A 21,350-nucleotide genomic window follows, 5' to 3' on the forward strand; every position below is an offset into this window, starting at 1 on the left:
TCAATATAATGTAATTTGGAGGGGAAATCATGAAAAAAGGAGCTTTAAGTAATATAAAAGTACTTGACCTTACAAGAGTTCTTGCAGGTCCATATTGTACAATGATGTTGGCAGATTTTGGAGCTGATGTTATAAAAATAGAAGTGCCAAAAAAAGGTGATGATACAAGAGGTTTTGGCCCTTTTGTAAATGGAGAGAGTCTATATTATGCAAATATAAATAGAAATAAAAAAGGTATAACTCTAAATCTTAAGTCAGAGAAAGGCAAAAAGATATTTTTGGATATGGTAAAGCAAGCTGATGTTGTAGTAGAAAATTATAGACCAGGTGTCATGGAAAAGCTAGGGCTAGGTTATGATGAGCTGGCTAAAGTTAATAATCAAATAATTTATGGAGCTGTATCAGGGTTTGGATGTTATGGACCATATTCAGAACGCCCAGGTTATGATATTATTGCACAGGCAATGGGTGGTCTTATGAGTATAACAGGTACAGCAGGAGGAGAACCGACAAGAGTAGGTAATGCTATGGGAGATGTATTGGGTGGAATGAATTTAACTATTGGTATACTTGCAGCACTCAATGCTAGAAAGATAATAGGAAAAGGGCAAAGAGTAGATGTTTCCCTCGTTGATTCTGTTGTATCATCTCTCGAAACTGGCATACAGAGATATTTTGATTCAGGTCAACCTGAACTTATGGGAAATAGATATGCCTCAGCTTATCCTTATGATTCTTTTAAAGCAAGCGATGGTAATTTTGTAATAGGTTGTGGTAATGATAAACTTTTTGAAAATTTATGTAAGAAGGTTCTTTTTAGAGAAGACCTTTTAATAGATGAAAGGTTTAATACAAATCTTAAGCGTTGTGAAAACCATGCATCCCTCAAACCAGAGATAGAAAAATGGTCTATCAACTATACAATAGAAGAAGCTGTTGATTTAATATCAAAAGCAGGAGTTCCTGCTGCTCCTATATATGACCTCGGTCATGTTACAACAAATGAGCATATTGCAAAGGCAAGAGAAATGATTGTAGATATTAAACATCCTATTATAGGAGATATGAAAGTGAATGGAAATCCAGTTAAGCTTATGACAACAAAGGCTAAAATTAATGTGCCAGCACCATCTTTAGGTGAAAGTAATGAGGAGATTTATAATAGCTGGCTTGGGTTTGATGGTGGAAAAATAAATGAACTAAAAGAGAGTGGAGTTATTTAATTTTGGAATAATATCAAAAAAAGATTGAATCAACATTATAAATCAAATCTAAAACTATTAGGAACTTTTAAGATAGGAAAAGCTATTTAGACATTAAGTCTTTGTGGCTTTTCCTATTTTAGTTAAAAAATTTATACTATTAGAACTGATACATAGATGTACTAAACTAAAGTATTAACAATTTAAATCAATAGAAAATAAACTACCTATATGTTGAATAAAGACCCCTTTATTAGAGTGTAAATGAACTTATGGATATGCAACTTAAACTATTTTGATAAAAATATCAAAAATGAGACTATATTCTCAAAAATGAGACTGTGTTTTTCAAGTATTTTCTCGAAAATGAGACAAAAATATTGTTTTATGGGTTTTGTTGAATAAAAATTCTTTAGTGAATTACAATTTAATCAATTCTAAAGTTAAAAATTATTAAAAATTAGGTGAAATTTATGTATATTTTGTTTATTTTATCAAAAAAAATAGTTTTTTAATAAAAATAAAGAAATTCAATATAAGTTGGCGTAGAACTTGCTAATATATATTAATAAGAAATGTAGAAAAAATAACAATGTATAATGGGGGGAATATGATGGGATTTGTAATGGAAAATCTTAAGGTGGAAGTTAAGGATAAAGTCTGTGTTATTACTGTAAATAGACCGAAAGCTTTAAATGCTCTTAACAATGACACCCTTAGAGAATTATCTCAAGTTATTGATGCAGTATCAGAAAAGGAGGAAATATTAGGCGTTATTATTACTGGAGAAGGTAAAGTTTTTGTAGCTGGAGCTGACATACGTCAGATGCAAAACTATAAAAGTGAAGAAGGCAGAAAATATGCAGGTTATGCCCAAGGGATTTTTGATAAAATTGAAGCTCTTGAGAAAATAGTAATAGCAGCAGTTAATGGATATGCATTAGGTGGTGGCTGTGAACTTGCTATGAGCTGTGATATTAGAATTGCATCAGAAAAGGCTATATTTGGACAACCTGAAGTTAATTTAGGAGTCATTCCATGTTTTGGTGGAACTCAAAGATTATCAAGACTTGTTGGAACTGGGATAGCCAAGGAATTAATTTTTACAGGAAGGCAAGTAAATGCAGAAGAAGCTAAATCTATTGGTCTTATTAATAAAGTGGTTCCAAGTGATGTGCTTTTAGAAGAGACAATGAAGATGATGAACCAAATAGTTGAAAAAGCACCAATAGCAATAAGATATGCAAAAGTTGCTATTAATAAAGGGATAGATATGGATTTAAAAAATGCTCTTGAACTAGAGAAAGATATTGCAGGCTTAACTTTTGCTACAAAAGATAAGCAAGAAGGCATGGATGCATTTATAGAAAAGAGAAAACCGATTTTTGAAAATAAGTAATTATTATAACTAAAATTGGAACAAATATAGAATATATTCAAAATCTAAATTTCGTGAAAAAATACATATAGTTTAATTTTAAAAGGAGTTAATTTATGAATACGGGAGTAATTATAAGTTTAGTAGGGATTATCATGGCCCTATCCCTTCTAGTTGTAATGGTTATGAAGGGAGTAAATATTTTTATAATAGCAATTGTATGTTCATTATTAGTTGCTATAACAGGGAATTTAAATGTGTATGATGCACTTAAGGTGGATTATATGACAGGGTTTGTTGAATTTCTTCAGGCAAATTTCTTTATTTTCTTAACAGGTACCTTAATGGGAAAAATAATGGAGATTACTGGTGGAGCAAAATCTATTGCTAAGATGATTGTAAGATGGATTGGTAAGGATAAAGCATTACTTTCTATTCCAATAGCTTGTGGAATATTAGCTTATGGAGGAGTAAGCGTTTTCGTTGTAAGCTTTGCAGTGTTTCCGATAGCTTTAGAAATTTTTAAAGAAGCTGATTTGCCACGACGATTTATACCAGCAGCCTTGACTTTTGGATGTTCAACTTTTGCTATGGTTGCACCAGGGGCACCCCAGATTCATAATATTATTCCAGCTTCAACATTAGGGACAGATATTATGGCTGGAGCAGTAAATGGATTTATATCATGTGCAGTAATGTTTATAGTTGGAAGCACCATTTTATACAAGATGGTTTCAAAAGAAAAAGCAAATGGTGGGCATTTTATAGCACATGAATCAGATACATTTGATGAAGTAGCAACAACTAATTCTAAGAGAGAAAATGGTCCTAATGGTCTAATTGCGTTAATTCCATTAATAGTATCAATCTTAATAATTAATGTGAAAATTAATGGACAAGCAATAGTACCAATTGAGGTAGGAGTATTTATTGGAGCTTTATTAGTGTATTTATTGTTAAATAAATATCAAGATAATGCCAAAATAGTTGGCCATGTTGGTGATGCATGTAAAACTACAGTAGTAGCAATATGTAATACTTGTGCTGTAGTAGCATTTGGTTCAGTTGTAAAATCAGCAGTCGGTTTTGGCTTCATAGTTAATGCTATGACTAATATTCCTGGACCTCCTATTGCAGGGGCTGCAGTTGGAACTACAGTTATTGCGGGTATCTGTGGGTCAGCTTCAGGTGGACTTGGAATTGCGGCTCCACTTCTTGGACCAGTATTTTTAGCTAAGGGTGTCTCTGCTGCAGCATTAACTAGAACTATGGCAATTTCGTCAGCAGCATTAGATTCACTTCCACACAATGGATATATTGTTACTGTAACAAATGGTCTATGTAATGAATCACATAAGGATGCTTATATGCCAATATTCTGGGTAACTGTTTTAACCCCGATTATTGGAACTGTAGTAGCAGTTCTTCTGTTTACTATGTTCCCAGGATTACCATAACAGAAAAGATAAAAAGTATAAATTATATTTTGATATTGTAAAATCAATTTTCAAAGTATATACAATAAATTTTATGTTTTAATACCATAAATACCATATTTAAAATACCAAGTTGACAGTATAAGGAGGAATTGAAAGTGTTAAATAAACCATTAGAAGGAGTTAAGGTCATTGACTTAACATATTTTGTAGCAGGTCCAGGAACTTCTAAGATATTAGCTGACTGGGGTGCTGATGTTATTAAGGTAGAGCCAAGCTTTGGAGACCCAGGAAGAAAGACAGGAGCAACAATGACAATGCCAATAGATGATTATAATAATCCTTTTTACAGCACATATAATTCAAACAAAAGAGGTTTGTCTATAAATCTTAAGAGTGAAGCTGGAATTGAAGTTATGGATAAGCTTTTAAGTGAAGCAAACGTATTTGTTTCAAGCTATAGAACAGGAGCATTAAAAAGACTAGGTCTTGACTATGAATCATTAAGCAAAAAGCATCCACATCTTATCTGGGGACAAATAAATGGTTTTGGCGATTTTGGACCTGCTAAGGATAATGCAGGTTTTGATACGGTTGCTTTTTGGGCAAGAAGTGGAGCTATGCTTGATATAGCAGAGAAAGATACAAGCCCAATAAACCCACCTATAGCCTTTGGAGATGCCACAACTTCTTGTAGTTTATCTGGAGGTATATGTGCAGCTTTATACCAACAAGCTAAGACTGGAAAAGGACAAAAAGTAATGGCATCTTTATTTGGACAAGCAATATGGAATGCATCATCTTTATTAGCATCTACACAGTTTAGCGATGAGTATCCAAAAACTAGAAAAAATGCTATTTCTCCAGTAATAAATTCTTATCGTTGTAAGGATGGAAAGTGGATATTCTTAAGTATCCTAGAGCATGAAAGATATTTTGAGGCACTTTGCAGATTATTTGGAAGAGAAGATTTAATAAAAGAAGAAAAATTTGCATCTTCAGTAGAAAGTAAGAAAAATGCTACAGAGCTTATTAATATTTTGGATGGTGAATTTGCAAAATTTACTCAAAATGAGATGGTTGATAAGCTTACTACTGCGGATATAGCCCATGAAAGAATTCAACATGTTAATGATGTAGTAACTGATGAACAGGCTATTGCTAATAACTATATATATGAACATACAAGTAAAAATGGAAATAAGACAATGCTTGCATCCACTCCAGTTAAGTTTGGAAATATTGAAGTTAACATGACTTGTGATGCTCCACTTATAGGAGAACATTCAGATGAGATATTGAGAGAACTTGGATATAGTGATTCTGATATAGAAGTTCTAATTGAGTCTGGAATTGTAACAATGAATAAAGAAGCATGTGAAATATGTTAATAAACTTTTGAAGTATGTTAATAAATAGGAGGAAATTTTATGGATTTTAGATTAACAGAAGCACAATTAATGCTTCAAAGAGTAGCAAAAGAATTTGCAGAGAATGAAATAGCACCAATAGCTGCTGAAACAGATAGAACAGGTATTTTTCCAAGAGAGCTTTTTAGCAAAATGGCTAAAATAGGCTTTAATGGTATTGGAACACCTGTAGAGTATGGCGGTTCTGGTGGAGCAGATATAGAAAAAGTAATTGTTGTTACTGAGGTTGCCAAAAAATGTGCAGCATCTGCAGCAATATTATCAATACACACAATATATGCTCAAGCTATTTTGAAGTTTGGTACTGAAGAACAAAAGAAAAAATACCTTCCAATGATGGCTGAAGGTGGGTGTGTAGGTGCTTTTGCTTTAACTGAGCCTAATGCTGGTTCAGATGCTGCAAGAGCTGCAACAACTGCAATCATTGATGAAGCAACTGATGAATATGTCTTAAATGGGACTAAGTGCTTTATTTCTGGTGGAGGTCAAGCAGAATCATTAATAATATTTGCATTGACAGAGCCATCAAAGGGAATAAAGGGAATGTCTGCTATCATCGTTGACAAAGGTACTCCAGGCTTTTCAATAGGAAAAATTGAAGAAAAAATGGGTATCCATGGTTCAGAAACTGCAGAGTTAATATTTGATAACTGTAGAGTTCCAAGGTCTAATTTATTAGGAAAAGAAGGGAAAGGCTTTAACATAGCTATGACTTGTCTAGATGGAGCAAGAATTGGAGTTGGAGCTCAAGCTGTAGGAATTGCGGAAGGGGCCTTAGAAGAAAGTATCAAATATTCTAAAGAAAGAGTTCAGTTTGGCAAGCCAATTTCAGCTTTACAAGGTATTCAATGGTATATAGCAGATATGGCGACTATGGTGGAATCAGCAAAGTTGTTAGTATATTATGCAGCAGACTTGAAAGCTAGAGGAGAAAAACACACTAAAGAAGCTGCCATGGCAAAATACAATGCGTCACGTACTGCAAGAGAGGTTACAAATCTAGCTCTTCAAATCCATGGAGGATATGGATATATGAAGGATTATCCATTAGAGAGAATGTACAGAGATGCCAAGATAACAGAAATTTACGAAGGTACTTCAGAAATACACAAGGTTGTTATTTCAAGAGCAGTACTAGGATAGGAGGAAGAGCATGAATATAGTTGTTTGCTTAAAGCAAGTTCCAGACACTAATGAAGTTAAAATAAATAAAGAGACAGGTACCCTAATAAGAGATGGTGTACCAAGTATAATCAATCCAGATGATAGAAATGCTTTAGAAGAAGCTTTAAAAATAAAAGATGAACTAGGAGCAGTGATTAAGGTTATAAGTATGGGACCTCCTCAGGCTAAAAGTGCTTTAAAAGAAGCTTTGGCAATGGGTGCTGACGAAGCATATTTAATTTCAGATAGAGCTTTTGGTGGTTCAGATACTTGGGCTACATCTACAATTATTGCTGCTGCAATAGAGAAGGTTGGAAAGTATGATGTAATATTCTGTGGAAGACAAGCTATAGATGGAGATACAGCTCAGGTTGGACCAGAGGTTGCAGAATTTTTAGGGGTACCACAGGTTACATATGCAAAAGAAGTAAAGGTTCAAGATGATAAATTACTAGTAACTCGTTATACAGAGACAGGAGATTATTTAATAGAAGCAAAGATGCCAGTTTTACTAACTGCTATAAAAGAGTTAAATAATCCAAGATATCCAAGTGTCAAAGGAATCTTAGAAGCTTATAATAATGGAGATGCAAAGATTACTGTGTTAACACTTGAAGACTTAGCTGTTGATACAACTCAAATTGGATTAAAGGGTTCACCTACAAATGTTTACAAGTCTTTTGTACCAGTTAAAGACAAGCATAATGAAATAATCGAAGGTATAAATAAAAAGGAAAAAGCTGAGAAATTAATAGAAATACTATTCGATTTGAAACTAGTATAGGAGTGTTAAGATGATGAGAGCAAAAGTTAATCAAGGTATAAATTTAAATGATTATAATGGTGTTTGGGTAATAGGAGAGCAAAGGGAAGGCAAAATCAATCCTGTTACTATAGAACTTATTGGTGAGGGAAGAAAGCTTGCTGACCAATTAGGAAAAGAGCTTGCAGTTGTAATAGCTGGATATGAAGTAGAGAAAGAAGTAAAGGAGTTACTTCACTATAGTGTTGATAAAGCTTATTATATCAACGACCCTCTTCTTAAAGATTTCACAACTGATGGATATGCAATTTCAATTGCAGGTCTAATTGAAGAGAAAAAGCCAGAGGTTGTACTAGTTGGAGCTACTTCTATAGGAAGAGATATTGCACCTAGGATTGCAGGTAAAGTTGGAACTGGTCTAACTGCTGACTGTACAAAACTTGAAATAGATTCAACAGATAATAAGTTATTACAAACAAGACCAGCCTTTGGTGGAAATTTAATGGCTACTATTGTTTGTCCAAAAAATAGACCACAGATGTCAACAGTTCGTCCAGGTGTTATGGCAAAAGCTGTAAGAGCTGAATCAGAGACTGGAGTTTTAGAGGTTGTTACTCCAGAACTTCATGAAAAAATGATTAGAACTAGATTAGTAGAAATGCTTCCACAAGAAAAGAAATCCATAAATCTAACTGATGCTAGAATAATAGTATCAGGAGGAAGAGGATTAAAGAGGGCAGAAGGATTTGAACTCATAAAAGAATTGGCCGATAAATTGGGGGCAGAGATTGGTGCTTCAAGAGCGGCAGTAGATTCAGGGTGGATAGAACATTCTCATCAAGTGGGGCAAACAGGAACTACTGTTAGACCAGAGTTATACATTGCGTGTGGGATATCTGGAGCAATACAGCATTTAGCTGGTATGAGTGATTCTAAATATATAGTTGCTATAAATAAAGATCCAAAAGCCCCTATTTTCAGTATATGTGACTATGGAATTGTAGGGGATTTATATGAAATTCTACCTGAAATGATAGAATCATTAAATAGGTAACTTCTAGAAAACATTGAATATATAGAATGGTAAGTCTTATAATATTGTATTGTAAGACTTATTATTTTTGCTGAAGGTTATAGTGGAGGGATGAAACAATGAAAGAGCACTGGTATAAGGATATATTTGCAAGAGTATTATCCATGACTGATGATGGTTTTATTGTTGTAAATAAAGATGGAGTAATCATAGATATTAACGATAAATATTGTGACTTCTTAGGAAAAGAAAGAGACGATATAATAGGACACAATATACAAAGTATTATACCAAATACAAAAATGTTAGATATTATGAAAGATAAATATTGTGAAGAAGGAGCTATACACCATTACTCAGGTGGAAAAACAAAAGAAAAAAGCGTAATAGTAAGTAGGTCTTATGTGGAAAATGACGATGGAGAAGTAGTTGCAGGGGTAGCTCAAGTTAAATTTAGATTACAATCCTTTGATGTAGCTAAAAAGTTAATGTCAGAATATATGGAACTCCAATATTATAAAGAACAGTTCAAGGATAAATGTAGTTTTGACAAGCTCATAGGTGAAAATAGAGATTTCATAGAACTTAAGAAAACAGGTATGAAAGCTTCTAAAACGAACTTCTCAGTACTTTTAACAGGTGAAACAGGTACAGGTAAAGAAGTTTTTGCTAGAGCAATTCACAATAATAGCAGTAGATCAGACAAACCTATGGTTAGCATAAACTGTGCTGCAATACCAGAAGAACTATTAGAATCAGAGCTATTTGGGTATGACGAAGGAGCTTTTACTGGAGCAAAAAAAGGAGGCAAAAAAGGTAAGTTTTTAGTTGCTAATAATGGTACAATCTTCCTAGATGAAATAGGTGACATGCCTTTGACCATGCAAGCAAAACTTTTAAGAGTTCTTCAGGAAAGTGAGATAGAACCAGTTGGAGGTCTTAAAACTATAAAGATAGATGTAAGAGTAATCTCTGCTACAAGAAAGAATTTAAGTAAAATGGTTGAAGAGGGATTATTTAGAGAAGACTTATACTATAGGTTAAATGTAATAAATATTCATATGATGGAATTAAAGGATAGACAAGATGATATTTTATTGCTAGCAAATTATATATTAAACAAATTAAATGTTGAATATAAGGAGTTGAAGGTTTTAAGTGATAAGGTTAAAAATTGTTTTATTAACTATATTTGGCCAGGAAATATAAGAGAACTACAGAATGTAATAAAAAGCGCCTACGCTGTAAGTGATGATATGGTCATTATGATGTGTGACCTTCCATCTAAAATGGATAATATAAGCAGAGTGGCTCAATGTAATGTGGATAGTAATTGCTCAATTCATGAAATGGTTGAAAATTATGAGAAGAGTTTAATTATTGATGTATTAAAGAAGTACAATTGGAAATGTTCCAAGGCAGCAGAGGTTATGGGAATACACAAAAGTCTTTTGTATAAGAAAATAAAAAAGTATGAAATTGAATTAAATAATTAGTATATACATCTGACTTGAGAATAATTGTTCTGTAAAAAAGGAGATGACTCAAATTTTTATTTTGAGACATCCCCTTTATCTTCCTTGTATTTATAAAACATATTTTAAAACATTTCTCTTGTTAATTAATCGTAATTTTCTACTTCTTTATCAAGTTCTTTTCCACAAGAATCACACTTATATATAGCATTATATCCGTAATCATATTCATCAACTATTTTCTTTTGTCTAAATACACCACCACAATCACATAAAAAACCGTTTTTTATAAGAGTAATAATAAATTGTGATTTTATAAATTTTATATCATTACATTTATCATTAGTGTAAAAATTATAAATATAAGAGTTGTCACATTCGTCTCTTAATTCAAATTTTTCAATATATGTGTTGTTTTTTAGTTCCTCAAATTCTTCTTTAGTTAAGTATGACTTTTGTTGCAATTCGTGTAAGCGCTTAATTTGGTCCATAATTTATATCCTCCTAATAATTTTAGTACTTTAAGCTTAGATAAGGACTCTAAGTTTTATTAAATTTATCTCAAGGAATTATTTAAATTATATTTAGTTTTATTTAATTACAACATAAATAAATTAGCTATAAATAAAAACTAATTTTAAAAATAATTTCCTATGAAAATCTAAATTACTAACCCCTTACTAACCCGAAAAACTAAAAAAGAAAATAAAAAATATATCCAATCTGAATGATATATAAATAAAGGTGTTTTATATAAATTTAACTTTAAATATCTCAACTGTAATATATAAAAATATATTATAGTTAAAATATACCACATATTTTGGGTATTGTATACTGGAATTGAAGCAATTAATTTATTTTTTAACACACAAATGATTTTATAAAAAAAAACAAGACTGAAAAATTCTTATATTATTTGATAGAATAAAAATGAGAGTAAATTTATTGAATTTTATAAAATTTATAAGGAGTGAATTTAAAATATGCAAGAGAATAAAAATGATATATTTGAATCAATAGATAATGATGACTTTGACAATAAAACAGAAGACGAATATTTAGAAATAGTAAAGCAAAATGGATTAAATTTAATATACATAAAAAATCAAACAGAAAAGATATGTTTGGAGGCTGTTAAACAAAATTGTAATGCAATAAAATGTGTTGATAATCAAACAGAAAAAATTTGTATGGAAGCAGTCAAACAAGACTGGAGAATGTTAGAATTTGTGGAAGAGCCAACAGAAGAAATATGTATGTTAGCACTTAGCCAAGATGGAACAGCATTAAAATATATAGAAAATCAAACAGAAGAACTATGTTTAAGAGCTGTTGAAAAAAATGGTACAGCTTTAGCATTTGTAAAAGAGCAAACAGAAGAAATATGTATAGAAGCGGTTAGAAATAGTGAATTTGGATTAGCAAGAGTAAAAAATCAAACAGATAAAATATGTATGGAAGCAGTTAAACAATGTAGTTATAACTTAAAATGGGTGGAAAATCAGACAGAAGAAATATGCATGGAGGCAGTAAGACAAAATGGGCTTGATTTGAAATTTGTAAAAAATCAGACAGAAACAATATGCTTAAGAGCAGTAAGACAAAACGGTATGGCTTTAGAATTTGTAAAGGAACAGACTGTTGGAATATGCTTGAAAGCAGTGAGACAATATGGAATGGCTCTAAAATTTGTGAAAGAACAAACAGAAGAAATTTGTACAGAGGCTGTTAAACAAGATAAAAGAGCACTTAGTTTTGTCAAAGGAGATAAAGAAAAATATAAAGTTTTATGCGATGGGAATGAGCCATTTGCAAAAAGATATGTTAGAAATGTAATAGAAAAAGAAAATAGAGCTTTGATTAAAAAAGGAGAAGAAAATGCAAAAATCAAAATTGCAGGAAAACTTCATGACAGAGGAATGCCTTTTGAAGATATATCAGATATAGTTGAGATTGAAATAAATAAATTAAAGGTGAGTTTGGGTATTTTTTAATATAAATAATTAATTAAAAAATAATTGGATAGTTCTTTGTAGGATAGCAAAATAAGTGCTATAATTTGACATATAATAAATTATTTTTATTACATATAAGGAGGGATTGAAATTGAAAATTACAATATTATATCAAACAAGAAGTGGAAACACAGAAAGAGTAGCTAAGTTAATAGAAGACGGTGCTAAAAAGGTAGACGGAATAGAAGTTAGACTTATGAGATTTGATAGTATTGATACAGAGTATTTAAATGAAAGTAAAGCAGTAATATTTGGAACACCAACATATTTAGCTAATACAACTTGGGAAGTAAAAAAATGGTTTGATGAGGATTCAAAAAAGATAAATCTAGCTGGCAAGTTGGGAGCGGTTTTTGCTACATGTGACTATGTCTGTGGAGGTCCTGATGTTGCAATTCTTACTATAGTAGGGCATTTAATGGTTAAGGGAATGCTTGTGTACTCTGGAGGTGGCTCTTTAGGAAAACCATTTATACATTTAGGGCATGTACATTCAATTGAAGGACCAGAAATACAAGACGAAAAAGCTGTAATATTTGGAGAAAGAATTGCTACAAAAGCAAAAGAATTATTTGCTTAATTTCTATATACATAACAATGCTTGAGATAAGTTTAATATTTTAATGGGGATTTGAGGTAAAAATTGTATACAAATAAAAATTTTCCATAAAATTACTCAATATGCTATCAATATGAATTATAATATGATTGTAAACATATTATATTAAATAAAATAGTGAAAATTAAACGATAATAGTGAGGTAAGTTTATGGTATGGCATATAGAATATGAAATTTTTTCTGCAATTATAGTTATTTTTTTGATGGTATACTTTTTTAAAAGTAAGTTTATACCTACTTTGCAAAATAAAATATATTGTGCACTTTTAATTTGTTCATTTTTATTTATAATTTCAAATGTTTTAGGCTCGCTTTGTCTAAATAATATAGACAAACTTCCAATTTTTTTAACTGCTTCATTGAATCAAATATATTTATTTTTATTGCCGATACCAGCGGCTCTTGTATTATTTTATGTTATGGCTATTATTTACCAAGATATAAGATACATGAAAAAAAAGCTTCTACTTTTATCTATACCACTTATAATTTGCATATGTCTATCTATAACCAATCCTTTTACACACATTTTATTTGGATTGTCAAAAGAAACAGGTTATGTACGTGGTTATGGATATGCTGCAACTTTTTTATCGTTTTTCTTTTATGCAACATATTCGGCATTTTTATCTTTTAAATACAAAAAAGCAATGCATGAATCTAAAATATGGGCTATTAGAGGTTTTCTTATAGTTTCAATTATAGCAATTATTCTACAAGCGATTTTTTTACAGTATCTTCTTACAGGAGCCGCATGTGCATGTAGTTTGCTTTTGACATATCTTTCTATGCAGAATCGAGGTCTTATCATTGATGACCTTACTGGTGTACTTAATAGACAATCCTTTATTCAAGAGCTAGATTTAAATATAAATACTGAACAATCAGGGTTTATTATTACAATTGCTCTTGATGATTTCAAATTTATGAATGAAACTTTTGGAACTAAAAATGGAGATATTGCATTAAAAGAAGTTGGTAAATATTTGATTCATATCCATGATGTAAATCATGTGTATAGAATAGGAGGAGATATATTTTCTATTGTTGTTAATAGGCAGTTAGGAATATCTCCAGAGACAATTATCAAAGAGATAGAAGAAAGATTTAAAAAACCGTGGCTAATAGAATCAATAAGTTTTAATTTATCAACTAGTATTGCAGTTGTTTCTTTTCCAGAAAATGCTGAAACGACAGAAGATGTTATAGTTGCAATTGACTTCTCTATGCATGAAGCAAAACGTTCTGAATCAAGACAAGTTATTTATGCAGATGCGTCTATAAGTGAAAAGATAAAGAAAAAACACATAATAAAAAATTGTTTAAAAGAAGCTCTAGAAAATGATGGTTTTGATGTATATTATCAGCCTATATTTTCTACTAGTAAAGATAGATTTGCTTTAGCTGAGGCTTTGATTAGGCTAGAACATAAAGAGTTAGGGTTTATACCACCAGACGAATTTATACCAATTGCAGAGCAAACAGGTCTTATTAATTCAATTGGGTTAGTGGTTTTCGAAAAGGTATGTAAATTTATAGCTAGTGATGATTTTGAAGATTTAAAGCTAGACACCATAGCTGTTAATCTCTCTGTAGTACAATGTATGCAAAAGAATTTGGCTGATGATTTGTTTAATATTATGAAAAAATACAATGTCTCACCAACTAAATTTAAACTTGAAATTACAGAAACTGTGGCATCAGGTTCATTTAATATAATTAGAGAGACCATGGAAAAATTAATTGATTTAGGTGCTAAATTTGCACTTGACGATTTTGGGATTGGTTATTCTGGAGTTACTAATATGCTTTCTTTACCATTTTCAGTAATTAAGTTAGATAAGAGTCTGATTTGGTCTATGAATGAAGATAGTAAGCATAAGCTCACAGTTGAAACTATTATATCTCTTATAAATAAATTAAATATGAAAGCTGTAGCAGAAGGCGTTGAAACTATTGAATATGCTAAAAATTTAAAGTCTATGAATTGTGAATATTTACAAGGATATTATTTCTCTAAACCTGTTCCAGAGGAAGTTTTAAGAGATTTGTTGAGAGAAAATGTTTTTACAGTTTGATACCCTTTATTTTTTTAATTACAATTTTGTTTATTGACACTATTAGCCAAATATTATAAAATTAACACAATAATAAATATTAAAATTATTATATATATTATTAATATTAATTCCTAGAGTAAAGATTTATTATATATTTTTATAGCTTAAAATATATATTTTACTTAATTATTCTAAAGTAAGAAAGGAAGATGTGACATGAATAAAAAGAAAATATTAGTACCAATTGATGGAACAGAAAGAAGTATGCATTCTTTGGAATTTATACAAGGAATATTCAGAAAAGATGAAGTCGAAGTGGAAATAATGAATGTGAAAGAACTAGTATTTATTGATGGCATATCCCTAGCTGAAGAGATAAAGAATTCTGAAAACTTAGGAAGACGAATCCTGGATAGAGCAGCAGAGATAATGGGAGAGTATGATGTTAAAGTTCATTTTACTTTTGGTTATCCGGGAGATGAGATAATTAGAAAAGCAAAAGAAGACAATGTAGATATTATAGTTATGACAAAATCTACTAAAAAAGGTTTAACAAGAATGATAGGTTCAGTAACAGCAAGTGTAGTTAAACAAGCAAAGTGTATAGTAATGATTGTACCGGAGTAGAATTAGTGAGGTATCTGAAATATGAATAAAAAGATAGCAGCAGTTTGTGAAAGTGAAAAAAGTTCAAATTCTCTTAAAGAAGCTGCAAGTATTTTAGGGTTTGACTTAGTTTATGAAATTCAAAATGATGGTAATATAAAAAATGAACTTTCTATATATGATATAGAAGACGCATCTATAGTATTATTTGTTACAAGTGATTCTATAGAGAGCATAGAAAAGATTGATAGATTTATAGATAGAGAATTTTATGAGGTCGATCCAAAATATATAATAAGTGATGCAAAATCTATAGTAAATGAAATTTTAATAGATTTAAATTAATCTTAAAAATATATAAAAAGCTTCAAGTAAATAGTATTTACTTGAAGCTTTTTTTATGTTGAATATTGAGCTATATTTGCTTGTAGAAAATATTTTAAAATATTTAAAGAGAAAATAAATAAAAACTAAAATTGACAAAATATGGTATATAATCTAAAATAATAACAGTAATCGTTATTAATATTAAAAAATAAAGCGTAATTACGAGAAAATCACAATTATAAGGAGAAAGATTAGATGAAACACTCATTTACTGAAATTAGAATTCCTATTGAAAAGGATAATCCTGCAATACTTAGGGACGAATCAAAATGTGTAAAATGTGGTCAGTGTAGAACTGTTTGTGAAAAAGAAATAGCTGTAGGGAAAATGTATGATTTAGATAAGACTGGAGATAATGCCATCTGTATTCATTGTGGGCAATGTGCAGTTGTATGTCCAGTTGAATCAATTACTCAAGTATATGATTATGAAAAAGTGAAAGATTCTATTAATGATTCAGAAAAAATAGTTATATTCAGTACATCTCCATCTGTAAGAGTTGCACTTGGTGAAGAATTTGGTATGGAACCTGGCACATATGTTGAGGAAAAGATGGTTTCTGCTTTAAGAAAATTAGGGGCAGATTATGTATTTGATACTACATTTTCAGCTGATTTAACCATTATGGAAGAAGCTTCTGAATTAATAGAGCGTATAACAAAGAATGATAAATCACTACCTCAATTTACAAGTTGCTGTCCAGCTTGGGTTAAGTTTGTAGAAACATTTTATCCAGAACTAATACCAAATTTATCTACTGCTAAAAGTCCAATAGGCATGCAAGGGCCAACGATAAAAACGTATTTTGCTAAAAAGAAAGGTCTTAATCCGAAACAAATTGTAAATGTAGCTGTAACTCCATGTACAGCTAAAAAATATGAAATATTAAGACCAGAAATGAATGATTCAGGAAAATACTATAAAGATGAATCCATACGTGATATGGACTATGTGATTACAACTAAAGAATTAGCAAAATGGTTAAAAGAAGAAGAAATTTCATTTGAAAATCTAGAACATTCATCATATGATGATTTATTAGGTAGAGGAAGTGGAGCAGGAATTATATTTGGTAATACTGGTGGGGTTATGGAAGCTGCTATAAGAACTGCCTATTATCTAATTACAGGAGAGCAACCTCCTCAAAATATACTAAATTTTAATCCTGTTAGAGGTATTGATGGAATAAAGGAGGCAGAAGTTAAAGTTGCTGATAAAGTTATAAATGTAGCAGTAATACATGGTACTGCTAATGCTAAAAGTCTAATAGAAAGTATGAATGATAATAAACATAAATATGATTTTATAGAGGTTATGACATGTAGAGGTGGATGTATAAGTGGTGCAGGTCAGCCAAAAACATCTTTTGAAGTTACAGATATGATTAGGTTTAAGCGTATAGCTGGTCTGTATAATAAGGATAATACTATAAAAATAAAATCTAGTTATGAAAATCCAGATATAAAACAAGTGTATAAAGAATTTTATGGGAGTCCACTTTCTGATTTAGCAGAAAGTATGTTACATACAGAATATAATTCTAAAAATTATATGTTAAATAATATATTAGAAAATGAGAATATTTAAATAAAAAAAATAATATTATATATAGTTGACAAAAAGTGGAAATTAATATATTATATAAATATAGAAATAGTAATCATTACTATTATTGAAAAGGGAGGAATTAATTATGAACTTAAAAGGAACTAAAACAGAAAAGAATTTAATGGCAGGATTTGCAGGGGAATCAGAAGCAAGAAATAAATATACATATTATGCATCAAAAGCTAAAAAAGAAGGTTACAATCAAATAGCAGCTATATTTGAAGAAACTGCTAACAATGAAAAAGAACATGCTAAACTATGGTTTAAACTTTTACATGATGGAATGCCTTCAACAGAAGAAAATTTAAAAGATGCAGCAGCAGGTGAAAATTATGAGTGGACTGACATGTATGCAACATTTGCTAAAGAAGCTAAAGAAGAAGGATTTGACAAAATAGCTTATTTATTTGAAGCTGTTGGAAGAATAGAAAAAGAACATGAAGAAAGATACTTAAAACTTTTAGAAAACTTAAATGAAGGAAAAATATTTAAAAGAGAAGAAGAAGTTGTTTGGCAATGTCAAAACTGTGGTCATGTGTATGTAGGTACTGAAGCACCAGAAAAATGCCCTGTATGTGACCATCCAAAAGCTTATTTCAATATAAAAGCTGAAAACTATTAAAAATTATTATAATTAAAAAGGAATGTTAACTATGAAATTTTCTAAACAAAGAGAACTGATTTTAAATGAAATATTAAATAATCCAGTTCATCCTACTGCTGATTGTTTGTATGAAAATCTAAAAAAAGATAATCCGAGCTTAAGCTTAGGGACTGTGTATAGAAATTTAGCTCAGCTAACAGAACATGGTTTTATAAAAAAAGTTAGTATTCCAGGAAATCCAGATAGATTTGATGGTAGAACAGAAAATCACTATCATATTATATGTGAAGTATGTGGAGAGGTGTACGATTTAGAATCTGAAATCCTTAGCAATTTAAAAGAATCAATATCAGAAGAAACAGACATAAAAATAACATCTTATAACATAAGTTTTAAAGGGATTTGTAATAATTGTAGAAAGTGTAGCCAAGTAGGTTAAATTTTCAAATTCTAAAAATAATTAATGAGGTGAGTTTATGTGTAGTGAAAAAAGATTTTTTATATGTGAGACTTGTGGTAATCTTATAGGGATGATACACAGTGCAGGTGTTCCTGTTTTCTGTTGTGGAAAGCCTATGAAAGAGCTTGTTCCTAATACAACAGATGCAGCAGTTGAAAAACACGTGCCTGTGATTGAAGTAGACGGAAATAATGTTACTGTTAAAGTAAGTAGTGTTGCTCATCCAATGACTAAAGAACATCATATAGCATGGGTGTATCTTATGACTGAACAAGGTGGTCAACGTAAATGTCTAGCAGTAGATGGAGAACCTGTAGTTAAATTTGCTTTGAATGATGATGATAAAGTAATATCTGCATATGCTTATTGTAATTTACATGGATTATGGAAAGCTGAATTGTAATATTTAAATAAACTGAATTAAAAAGGAGGCTAAAAAATAGAAATTTATTTCTATAAAAATAGCCTCCTATAAATTTATATAATTTCAAGTTTTAATTTTAATTGAGATTAATAGAATATAAGGAGAAAATAATATGTCAATTTATAAATGTAGTGTTTGTGGATATATTTATGATGAATCTAAAAATGATAAAACATGGGATGAGTTAAGTGAAGACTGGACATGTCCTGTATGTACAAAAGGTCGTAGTTATTTTGGAAAAATAAGTACTGTATATTTTGAAGGTGAAGAAAATAAAGAAAATAAAATAGAAGTGTCTGTTCAAGAAAAATCTGATGTGAATAGTGAAAAAGCAGGTGATTTAAATTATTTAAATACATATTTAAGAAGAGATGATGAAGTTGAGCAACATATGGATATAATTCATGAAATGGCTGTTACAGGAAAATCTATAATAGAGCCTATGAAAACTAAACTACCAGTAATTTCTTGGGATGATATTTTAATTATGGGAGCTCAATTAAATCCATTACCTCTAAATGAACATGATGAAGTAAATACAACAACAATAATAGGAAAAAAAGCAAAAAAACCTATGATAATAGAAAATCCAGTTTATATTTCTCACATGTCATTTGGTGCTTTGTCTAAAGAATTAAAAATAGCTTTAGCAAAAGGTGCAGCTAAAAATAAAACAGCTATGTGTAGTGGTGAAGGTGGTATATTACCAGAAGAAATGGAAGCTTCATATAAGTATATTTTTGAATATGTACCAAATAAGTATAGTGTAACTGAAGAAAATCTTAAAAATTCTGATGCTATAGAGATAAAAATTGGTCAGGGAACAAAGCCTGGAATGGGAGGTCATCTTCCTGGTGAAAAAGTAACTGAAGAAATTGCAAGAGTTAGAAATAAACCTGTAGGACAAGATGTTATAAGTCCATCTTGTTTTGAAGAAATACAATCAAAAGAAGACTTAAAGAAACTTGTAGATGAACTTAGAGAGGTTTCAGAAGGACGTCCAATTGGTATTAAAATTTCAGCAGGGCATATTGAGAGAGATATGGAATTTATAGCCTATGCCAAACCTGATTTTATGACTATTGATGGACGTGGTGGAGCCACTGGAGCAAGTCCAAAGTTACTTAAAGATGCAACTTCAGTTCCAACGATATTTGCTCTTTATCGTGCTAGAAAATACATAGATACACATGGATTAGATATAGATTTAGTTATAACAGGTGGGCTTCGTATATCTACTGACTTTGCTAAAGCTATAGCTATGGGAGCTGATGCAGTTGCTATTGCTAGTTCTGCTCTTATGGCAGCGGCATGTCAACAATACCGTATATGTGGCTCTGGGAAGTGCCCTGTAGGAGTAGCTACTCAAGATGAGGAATTAAGAAAAAGATTACATATAGAAAATAGTGCAAATAGAGTGGCAAATTTCTTAAATGTTAGTTTAGAAGAACTTAAGACTTTTGCTAGAATTTCTGGTCATAAAGATATACATGATTTAAGTGTTGATGATTTATATACAGCTAACTCTGAAATATCAAATTATACGAATATACAACATGTATAAATTTTATAAAGAAAATTATTTGAAAATACGAGTTTATAAAAGTAAATAGATTTTATAAAAAGAGAATTTTATCTTATAGAATTCTCTTTTTTAATGTGAAAACTGAAGAGATTAAATTGTAAAATACCTTGTAATATCGTACTATTAAACTAAATAACAATTTAAGGAGTGATTACTGTGAAAATGATGAAGATTCAAGTTCTCGTTGATAATAATACATATATTGATAGGTATTTTGTTGGAGAACCAGCAGTTAGTTATTATATTGAAATTGATGGAAATAGAATTTTATTTGATGCGGGATATTCAGAGGTATTTATATCAAATGCTGAAAAAATGGATATAGATTTAAGAGAATTGACTCATGTTATTTTTTCTCATGGACATAATGACCATACAAGAGGTGTTCAATTCTTAGAAAATAAATATGATTTATCTAAAGTTAAGCTTATAGCACATCCTAATTGTTTTGAACCTAAAAAATGTGGAGATGATAATATCGGAGCTCCATTTTCTATTGAGAAAGCTAGAAATACTTTTATGTATGAACCAACTAGTAAGCCATTTAATATAAGTGAAAATTGTATATTCTTAGGAGAGATTCCATCTATAAATAACTTTGAAAAAAGAGCTAAAATAGGAAAATATAAATCAGGAGATTTATGGGAGGATGATTATGTTTTAGATGATTCAGCTATAGCATGCAAGACGGATAAAGGTATTTTTATTATTACAGGATGTTCTCATATTGGAATTTGTAATATAGTGGAATATGCTAAAAAAGTATGTGGTGATAATAGAATTGTTGGAATCTTGGGTGGTTTTCATCTTTTTGAATTGAATGATGGACTAGACAGTACTATTCAATATTTAAAAAAAGAGGAAATAAACATGTTGTATCCTTGCCATTGTGTTTCTTTTAAGGTAAAAGCTAAGATGAATGAAATATTAAATGTAAATGAAGTAGGAGTAGGATTAACTATAAGCATATAGGATTTGAATTAAGTTATATAGCTTTAGAAAAGCTAATAATGAGTTTAGAAAAATTAATTTTATTTAAAAAAAATTAATGTAATTAACAGCACCTACAGATGTATAAATTAAAAGCAAAAAGATAC

The 21,350-nt window shown here is 30.4% G+C and carries 20 protein-coding genes; 19 read left to right on the forward strand and 1 reads right to left on the reverse strand.

Annotated elements, in window-relative coordinates:
* Positions 1-29 precede the first annotated feature (29 nt).
* From KGF50_RS03455 to KGF50_RS03490, 8 genes are all read left to right on the forward strand, one after another.
* Entirely contained in the window at positions 30-1,223 is a 1,194-nt protein-coding gene (locus tag KGF50_RS03455; RefSeq protein WP_227846836.1) for a CoA transferase, read from the forward strand.
* Between the two features lie 604 nt (positions 1,224-1,827).
* The gene (locus tag KGF50_RS03460) at positions 1,828-2,601 is read left to right on the forward strand and encodes an enoyl-CoA hydratase/isomerase family protein (protein WP_413926786.1); all 774 of its coding nucleotides are present in this window, start codon (positions 1,828-1,830) and stop codon (positions 2,599-2,601) included.
* A 95-nt stretch (positions 2,602-2,696) separates the two neighbouring features.
* Positions 2,697-4,037, forward strand: a complete 1,341-nt coding sequence (locus KGF50_RS03465) for a GntP family permease (protein ID WP_227846838.1) — start codon at positions 2,697-2,699, stop codon at positions 4,035-4,037.
* Positions 4,038-4,174: 137 nt separating this feature from the next.
* Positions 4,175-5,407, forward strand: coding sequence for a CaiB/BaiF CoA transferase family protein (locus tag KGF50_RS03470; RefSeq protein WP_227846839.1), 1,233 nt, complete (start codon positions 4,175-4,177; stop codon positions 5,405-5,407).
* Between the two features lie 39 nt (positions 5,408-5,446).
* Complete coding sequence (gene acrC / locus KGF50_RS03475) at positions 5,447-6,589, forward strand: acryloyl-CoA reductase (RefSeq protein WP_227846840.1); 1,143 nt, start codon at positions 5,447-5,449, stop codon at positions 6,587-6,589.
* A gap of 10 nt (positions 6,590-6,599) precedes the next feature.
* Positions 6,600-7,394, forward strand: coding sequence for an electron transfer flavoprotein subunit beta/FixA family protein (locus KGF50_RS03480; RefSeq protein ID WP_227846841.1), 795 nt, complete (start codon positions 6,600-6,602; stop codon positions 7,392-7,394).
* A 13-nt stretch (positions 7,395-7,407) separates the two neighbouring features.
* Positions 7,408-8,427 (forward strand): electron transfer flavoprotein subunit alpha/FixB family protein, encoded by a 1,020-nt coding sequence (locus tag KGF50_RS03485; protein WP_413926785.1) that lies wholly within the window; start codon positions 7,408-7,410, stop codon positions 8,425-8,427.
* 98 nt (positions 8,428-8,525) lie between these two features.
* The gene (locus KGF50_RS03490; protein WP_227846843.1) at positions 8,526-9,902 is read left to right on the forward strand and encodes a sigma 54-interacting transcriptional regulator; all 1,377 of its coding nucleotides are present in this window, start codon (positions 8,526-8,528) and stop codon (positions 9,900-9,902) included.
* Positions 9,903-10,027: 125 nt separating this feature from the next.
* Here the strand turns inward: KGF50_RS03490 and KGF50_RS03495 are convergent, their stop codons facing one another.
* On the reverse strand, positions 10,028-10,372 hold the full coding sequence (locus KGF50_RS03495) for a hypothetical protein (RefSeq protein ID WP_227846844.1): 345 nt from the start codon (positions 10,370-10,372) through the stop codon (positions 10,028-10,030).
* A 495-nt stretch (positions 10,373-10,867) separates the two neighbouring features.
* On the opposite strand from KGF50_RS03495, the gene KGF50_RS03500 reads away from it, so the two are divergent.
* The 11 genes from KGF50_RS03500 (at position 10,868) to KGF50_RS03550 (ending at position 21,225) form a co-directional block, all read left to right on the forward strand.
* Entirely contained in the window at positions 10,868-11,878 is a 1,011-nt protein-coding gene (locus KGF50_RS03500; RefSeq protein WP_227846845.1) for a DUF4116 domain-containing protein, read from the forward strand.
* A gap of 112 nt (positions 11,879-11,990) precedes the next feature.
* Positions 11,991-12,479, forward strand: a complete 489-nt coding sequence (locus KGF50_RS03505) for a flavodoxin domain-containing protein (RefSeq protein ID WP_227846846.1) — start codon at positions 11,991-11,993, stop codon at positions 12,477-12,479.
* 189 nt (positions 12,480-12,668) lie between these two features.
* Positions 12,669-14,597, forward strand: a complete 1,929-nt coding sequence (locus tag KGF50_RS03510) for a GGDEF and EAL domain-containing protein (protein WP_227846847.1) — start codon at positions 12,669-12,671, stop codon at positions 14,595-14,597.
* 198 nt (positions 14,598-14,795) lie between these two features.
* Positions 14,796-15,206, forward strand: a complete 411-nt coding sequence (locus KGF50_RS03515; protein ID WP_227846848.1) for a universal stress protein — start codon at positions 14,796-14,798, stop codon at positions 15,204-15,206.
* A 21-nt stretch (positions 15,207-15,227) separates the two neighbouring features.
* Positions 15,228-15,530: a PTS sugar transporter subunit IIBC gene (locus KGF50_RS03520; RefSeq protein ID WP_227846849.1), complete on the forward strand. Its 303-nt coding sequence runs from the start codon at positions 15,228-15,230 to the stop codon at positions 15,528-15,530.
* A gap of 237 nt (positions 15,531-15,767) precedes the next feature.
* On the forward strand, positions 15,768-17,159 hold the full coding sequence (locus KGF50_RS03525; protein ID WP_227846850.1) for a [FeFe] hydrogenase, group A: 1,392 nt from the start codon (positions 15,768-15,770) through the stop codon (positions 17,157-17,159).
* Between the two features lie 106 nt (positions 17,160-17,265).
* A complete protein-coding gene (gene rbr / locus KGF50_RS03530; RefSeq protein WP_227846851.1) occupies positions 17,266-17,802 on the forward strand; it encodes a rubrerythrin in 537 nt (178 codons plus the stop codon).
* Positions 17,803-17,833: 31 nt separating this feature from the next.
* On the forward strand, positions 17,834-18,223 hold the full coding sequence (locus KGF50_RS03535; RefSeq protein WP_227829639.1) for a Fur family transcriptional regulator: 390 nt from the start codon (positions 17,834-17,836) through the stop codon (positions 18,221-18,223).
* 37 nt (positions 18,224-18,260) lie between these two features.
* Positions 18,261-18,647 (forward strand): desulfoferrodoxin family protein, encoded by a 387-nt coding sequence (locus KGF50_RS03540; protein WP_227433362.1) that lies wholly within the window; start codon positions 18,261-18,263, stop codon positions 18,645-18,647.
* Between the two features lie 133 nt (positions 18,648-18,780).
* The gene (locus KGF50_RS03545; protein WP_227846852.1) at positions 18,781-20,232 is read left to right on the forward strand and encodes a glutamate synthase-related protein; all 1,452 of its coding nucleotides are present in this window, start codon (positions 18,781-18,783) and stop codon (positions 20,230-20,232) included.
* Positions 20,233-20,415: 183 nt separating this feature from the next.
* Complete coding sequence (locus KGF50_RS03550) at positions 20,416-21,225, forward strand: MBL fold metallo-hydrolase (protein ID WP_413926787.1); 810 nt, start codon at positions 20,416-20,418, stop codon at positions 21,223-21,225.
* Positions 21,226-21,350 lie beyond the last annotated feature (125 nt).

The sequence above is a fragment of the Clostridioides sp. ZZV15-6598 genome, assembly GCF_020657705.1.
Taxonomy (GTDB): domain Bacteria; phylum Bacillota; class Clostridia; order Peptostreptococcales; family Peptostreptococcaceae; genus Clostridioides; species Clostridioides difficile_F.

Excerpts from the sequence above, each read along its gene's own strand:
- KGF50_RS03525 (WP_227846850.1), top strand. The coding sequence starts at position 15,768 with ATGAAACACTCATTTACTGAAATTAGAATTCCTATTGAAAAGGATAAT.
- KGF50_RS03495 (WP_227846844.1), bottom strand. The coding sequence starts at position 10,372 with ATGGACCAAATTAAGCGCTTACACGAATTGCAACAAAAGTCATACTTA.
- KGF50_RS03520 (WP_227846849.1), top strand. The coding sequence starts at position 15,228 with ATGAATAAAAAGATAGCAGCAGTTTGTGAAAGTGAAAAAAGTTCAAAT.
- KGF50_RS03465 (WP_227846838.1), top strand. The coding sequence starts at position 2,697 with ATGAATACGGGAGTAATTATAAGTTTAGTAGGGATTATCATGGCCCTA.
- KGF50_RS03535 (WP_227829639.1), top strand. The coding sequence starts at position 17,834 with ATGAAATTTTCTAAACAAAGAGAACTGATTTTAAATGAAATATTAAAT.
- KGF50_RS03515 (WP_227846848.1), top strand. The coding sequence starts at position 14,796 with ATGAATAAAAAGAAAATATTAGTACCAATTGATGGAACAGAAAGAAGT.
- acrC (WP_227846840.1), top strand. The coding sequence starts at position 5,447 with ATGGATTTTAGATTAACAGAAGCACAATTAATGCTTCAAAGAGTAGCA.
- KGF50_RS03500 (WP_227846845.1), top strand. The coding sequence starts at position 10,868 with ATGCAAGAGAATAAAAATGATATATTTGAATCAATAGATAATGATGAC.
- KGF50_RS03490 (WP_227846843.1), top strand. The coding sequence starts at position 8,526 with ATGAAAGAGCACTGGTATAAGGATATATTTGCAAGAGTATTATCCATG.
- KGF50_RS03510 (WP_227846847.1), top strand. The coding sequence starts at position 12,669 with ATGGTATGGCATATAGAATATGAAATTTTTTCTGCAATTATAGTTATT.
- KGF50_RS03485 (WP_413926785.1), top strand. The coding sequence starts at position 7,408 with ATGAGAGCAAAAGTTAATCAAGGTATAAATTTAAATGATTATAATGGT.
- KGF50_RS03480 (WP_227846841.1), top strand. The coding sequence starts at position 6,600 with ATGAATATAGTTGTTTGCTTAAAGCAAGTTCCAGACACTAATGAAGTT.
- KGF50_RS03455 (WP_227846836.1), top strand. The coding sequence starts at position 30 with ATGAAAAAAGGAGCTTTAAGTAATATAAAAGTACTTGACCTTACAAGA.
- KGF50_RS03460 (WP_413926786.1), top strand. The coding sequence starts at position 1,828 with ATGGAAAATCTTAAGGTGGAAGTTAAGGATAAAGTCTGTGTTATTACT.
- rbr (WP_227846851.1), top strand. The coding sequence starts at position 17,266 with ATGAACTTAAAAGGAACTAAAACAGAAAAGAATTTAATGGCAGGATTT.
- KGF50_RS03545 (WP_227846852.1), top strand. The coding sequence starts at position 18,781 with ATGTCAATTTATAAATGTAGTGTTTGTGGATATATTTATGATGAATCT.
- KGF50_RS03540 (WP_227433362.1), top strand. The coding sequence starts at position 18,261 with ATGTGTAGTGAAAAAAGATTTTTTATATGTGAGACTTGTGGTAATCTT.
- KGF50_RS03550 (WP_413926787.1), top strand. The coding sequence starts at position 20,416 with ATGATGAAGATTCAAGTTCTCGTTGATAATAATACATATATTGATAGG.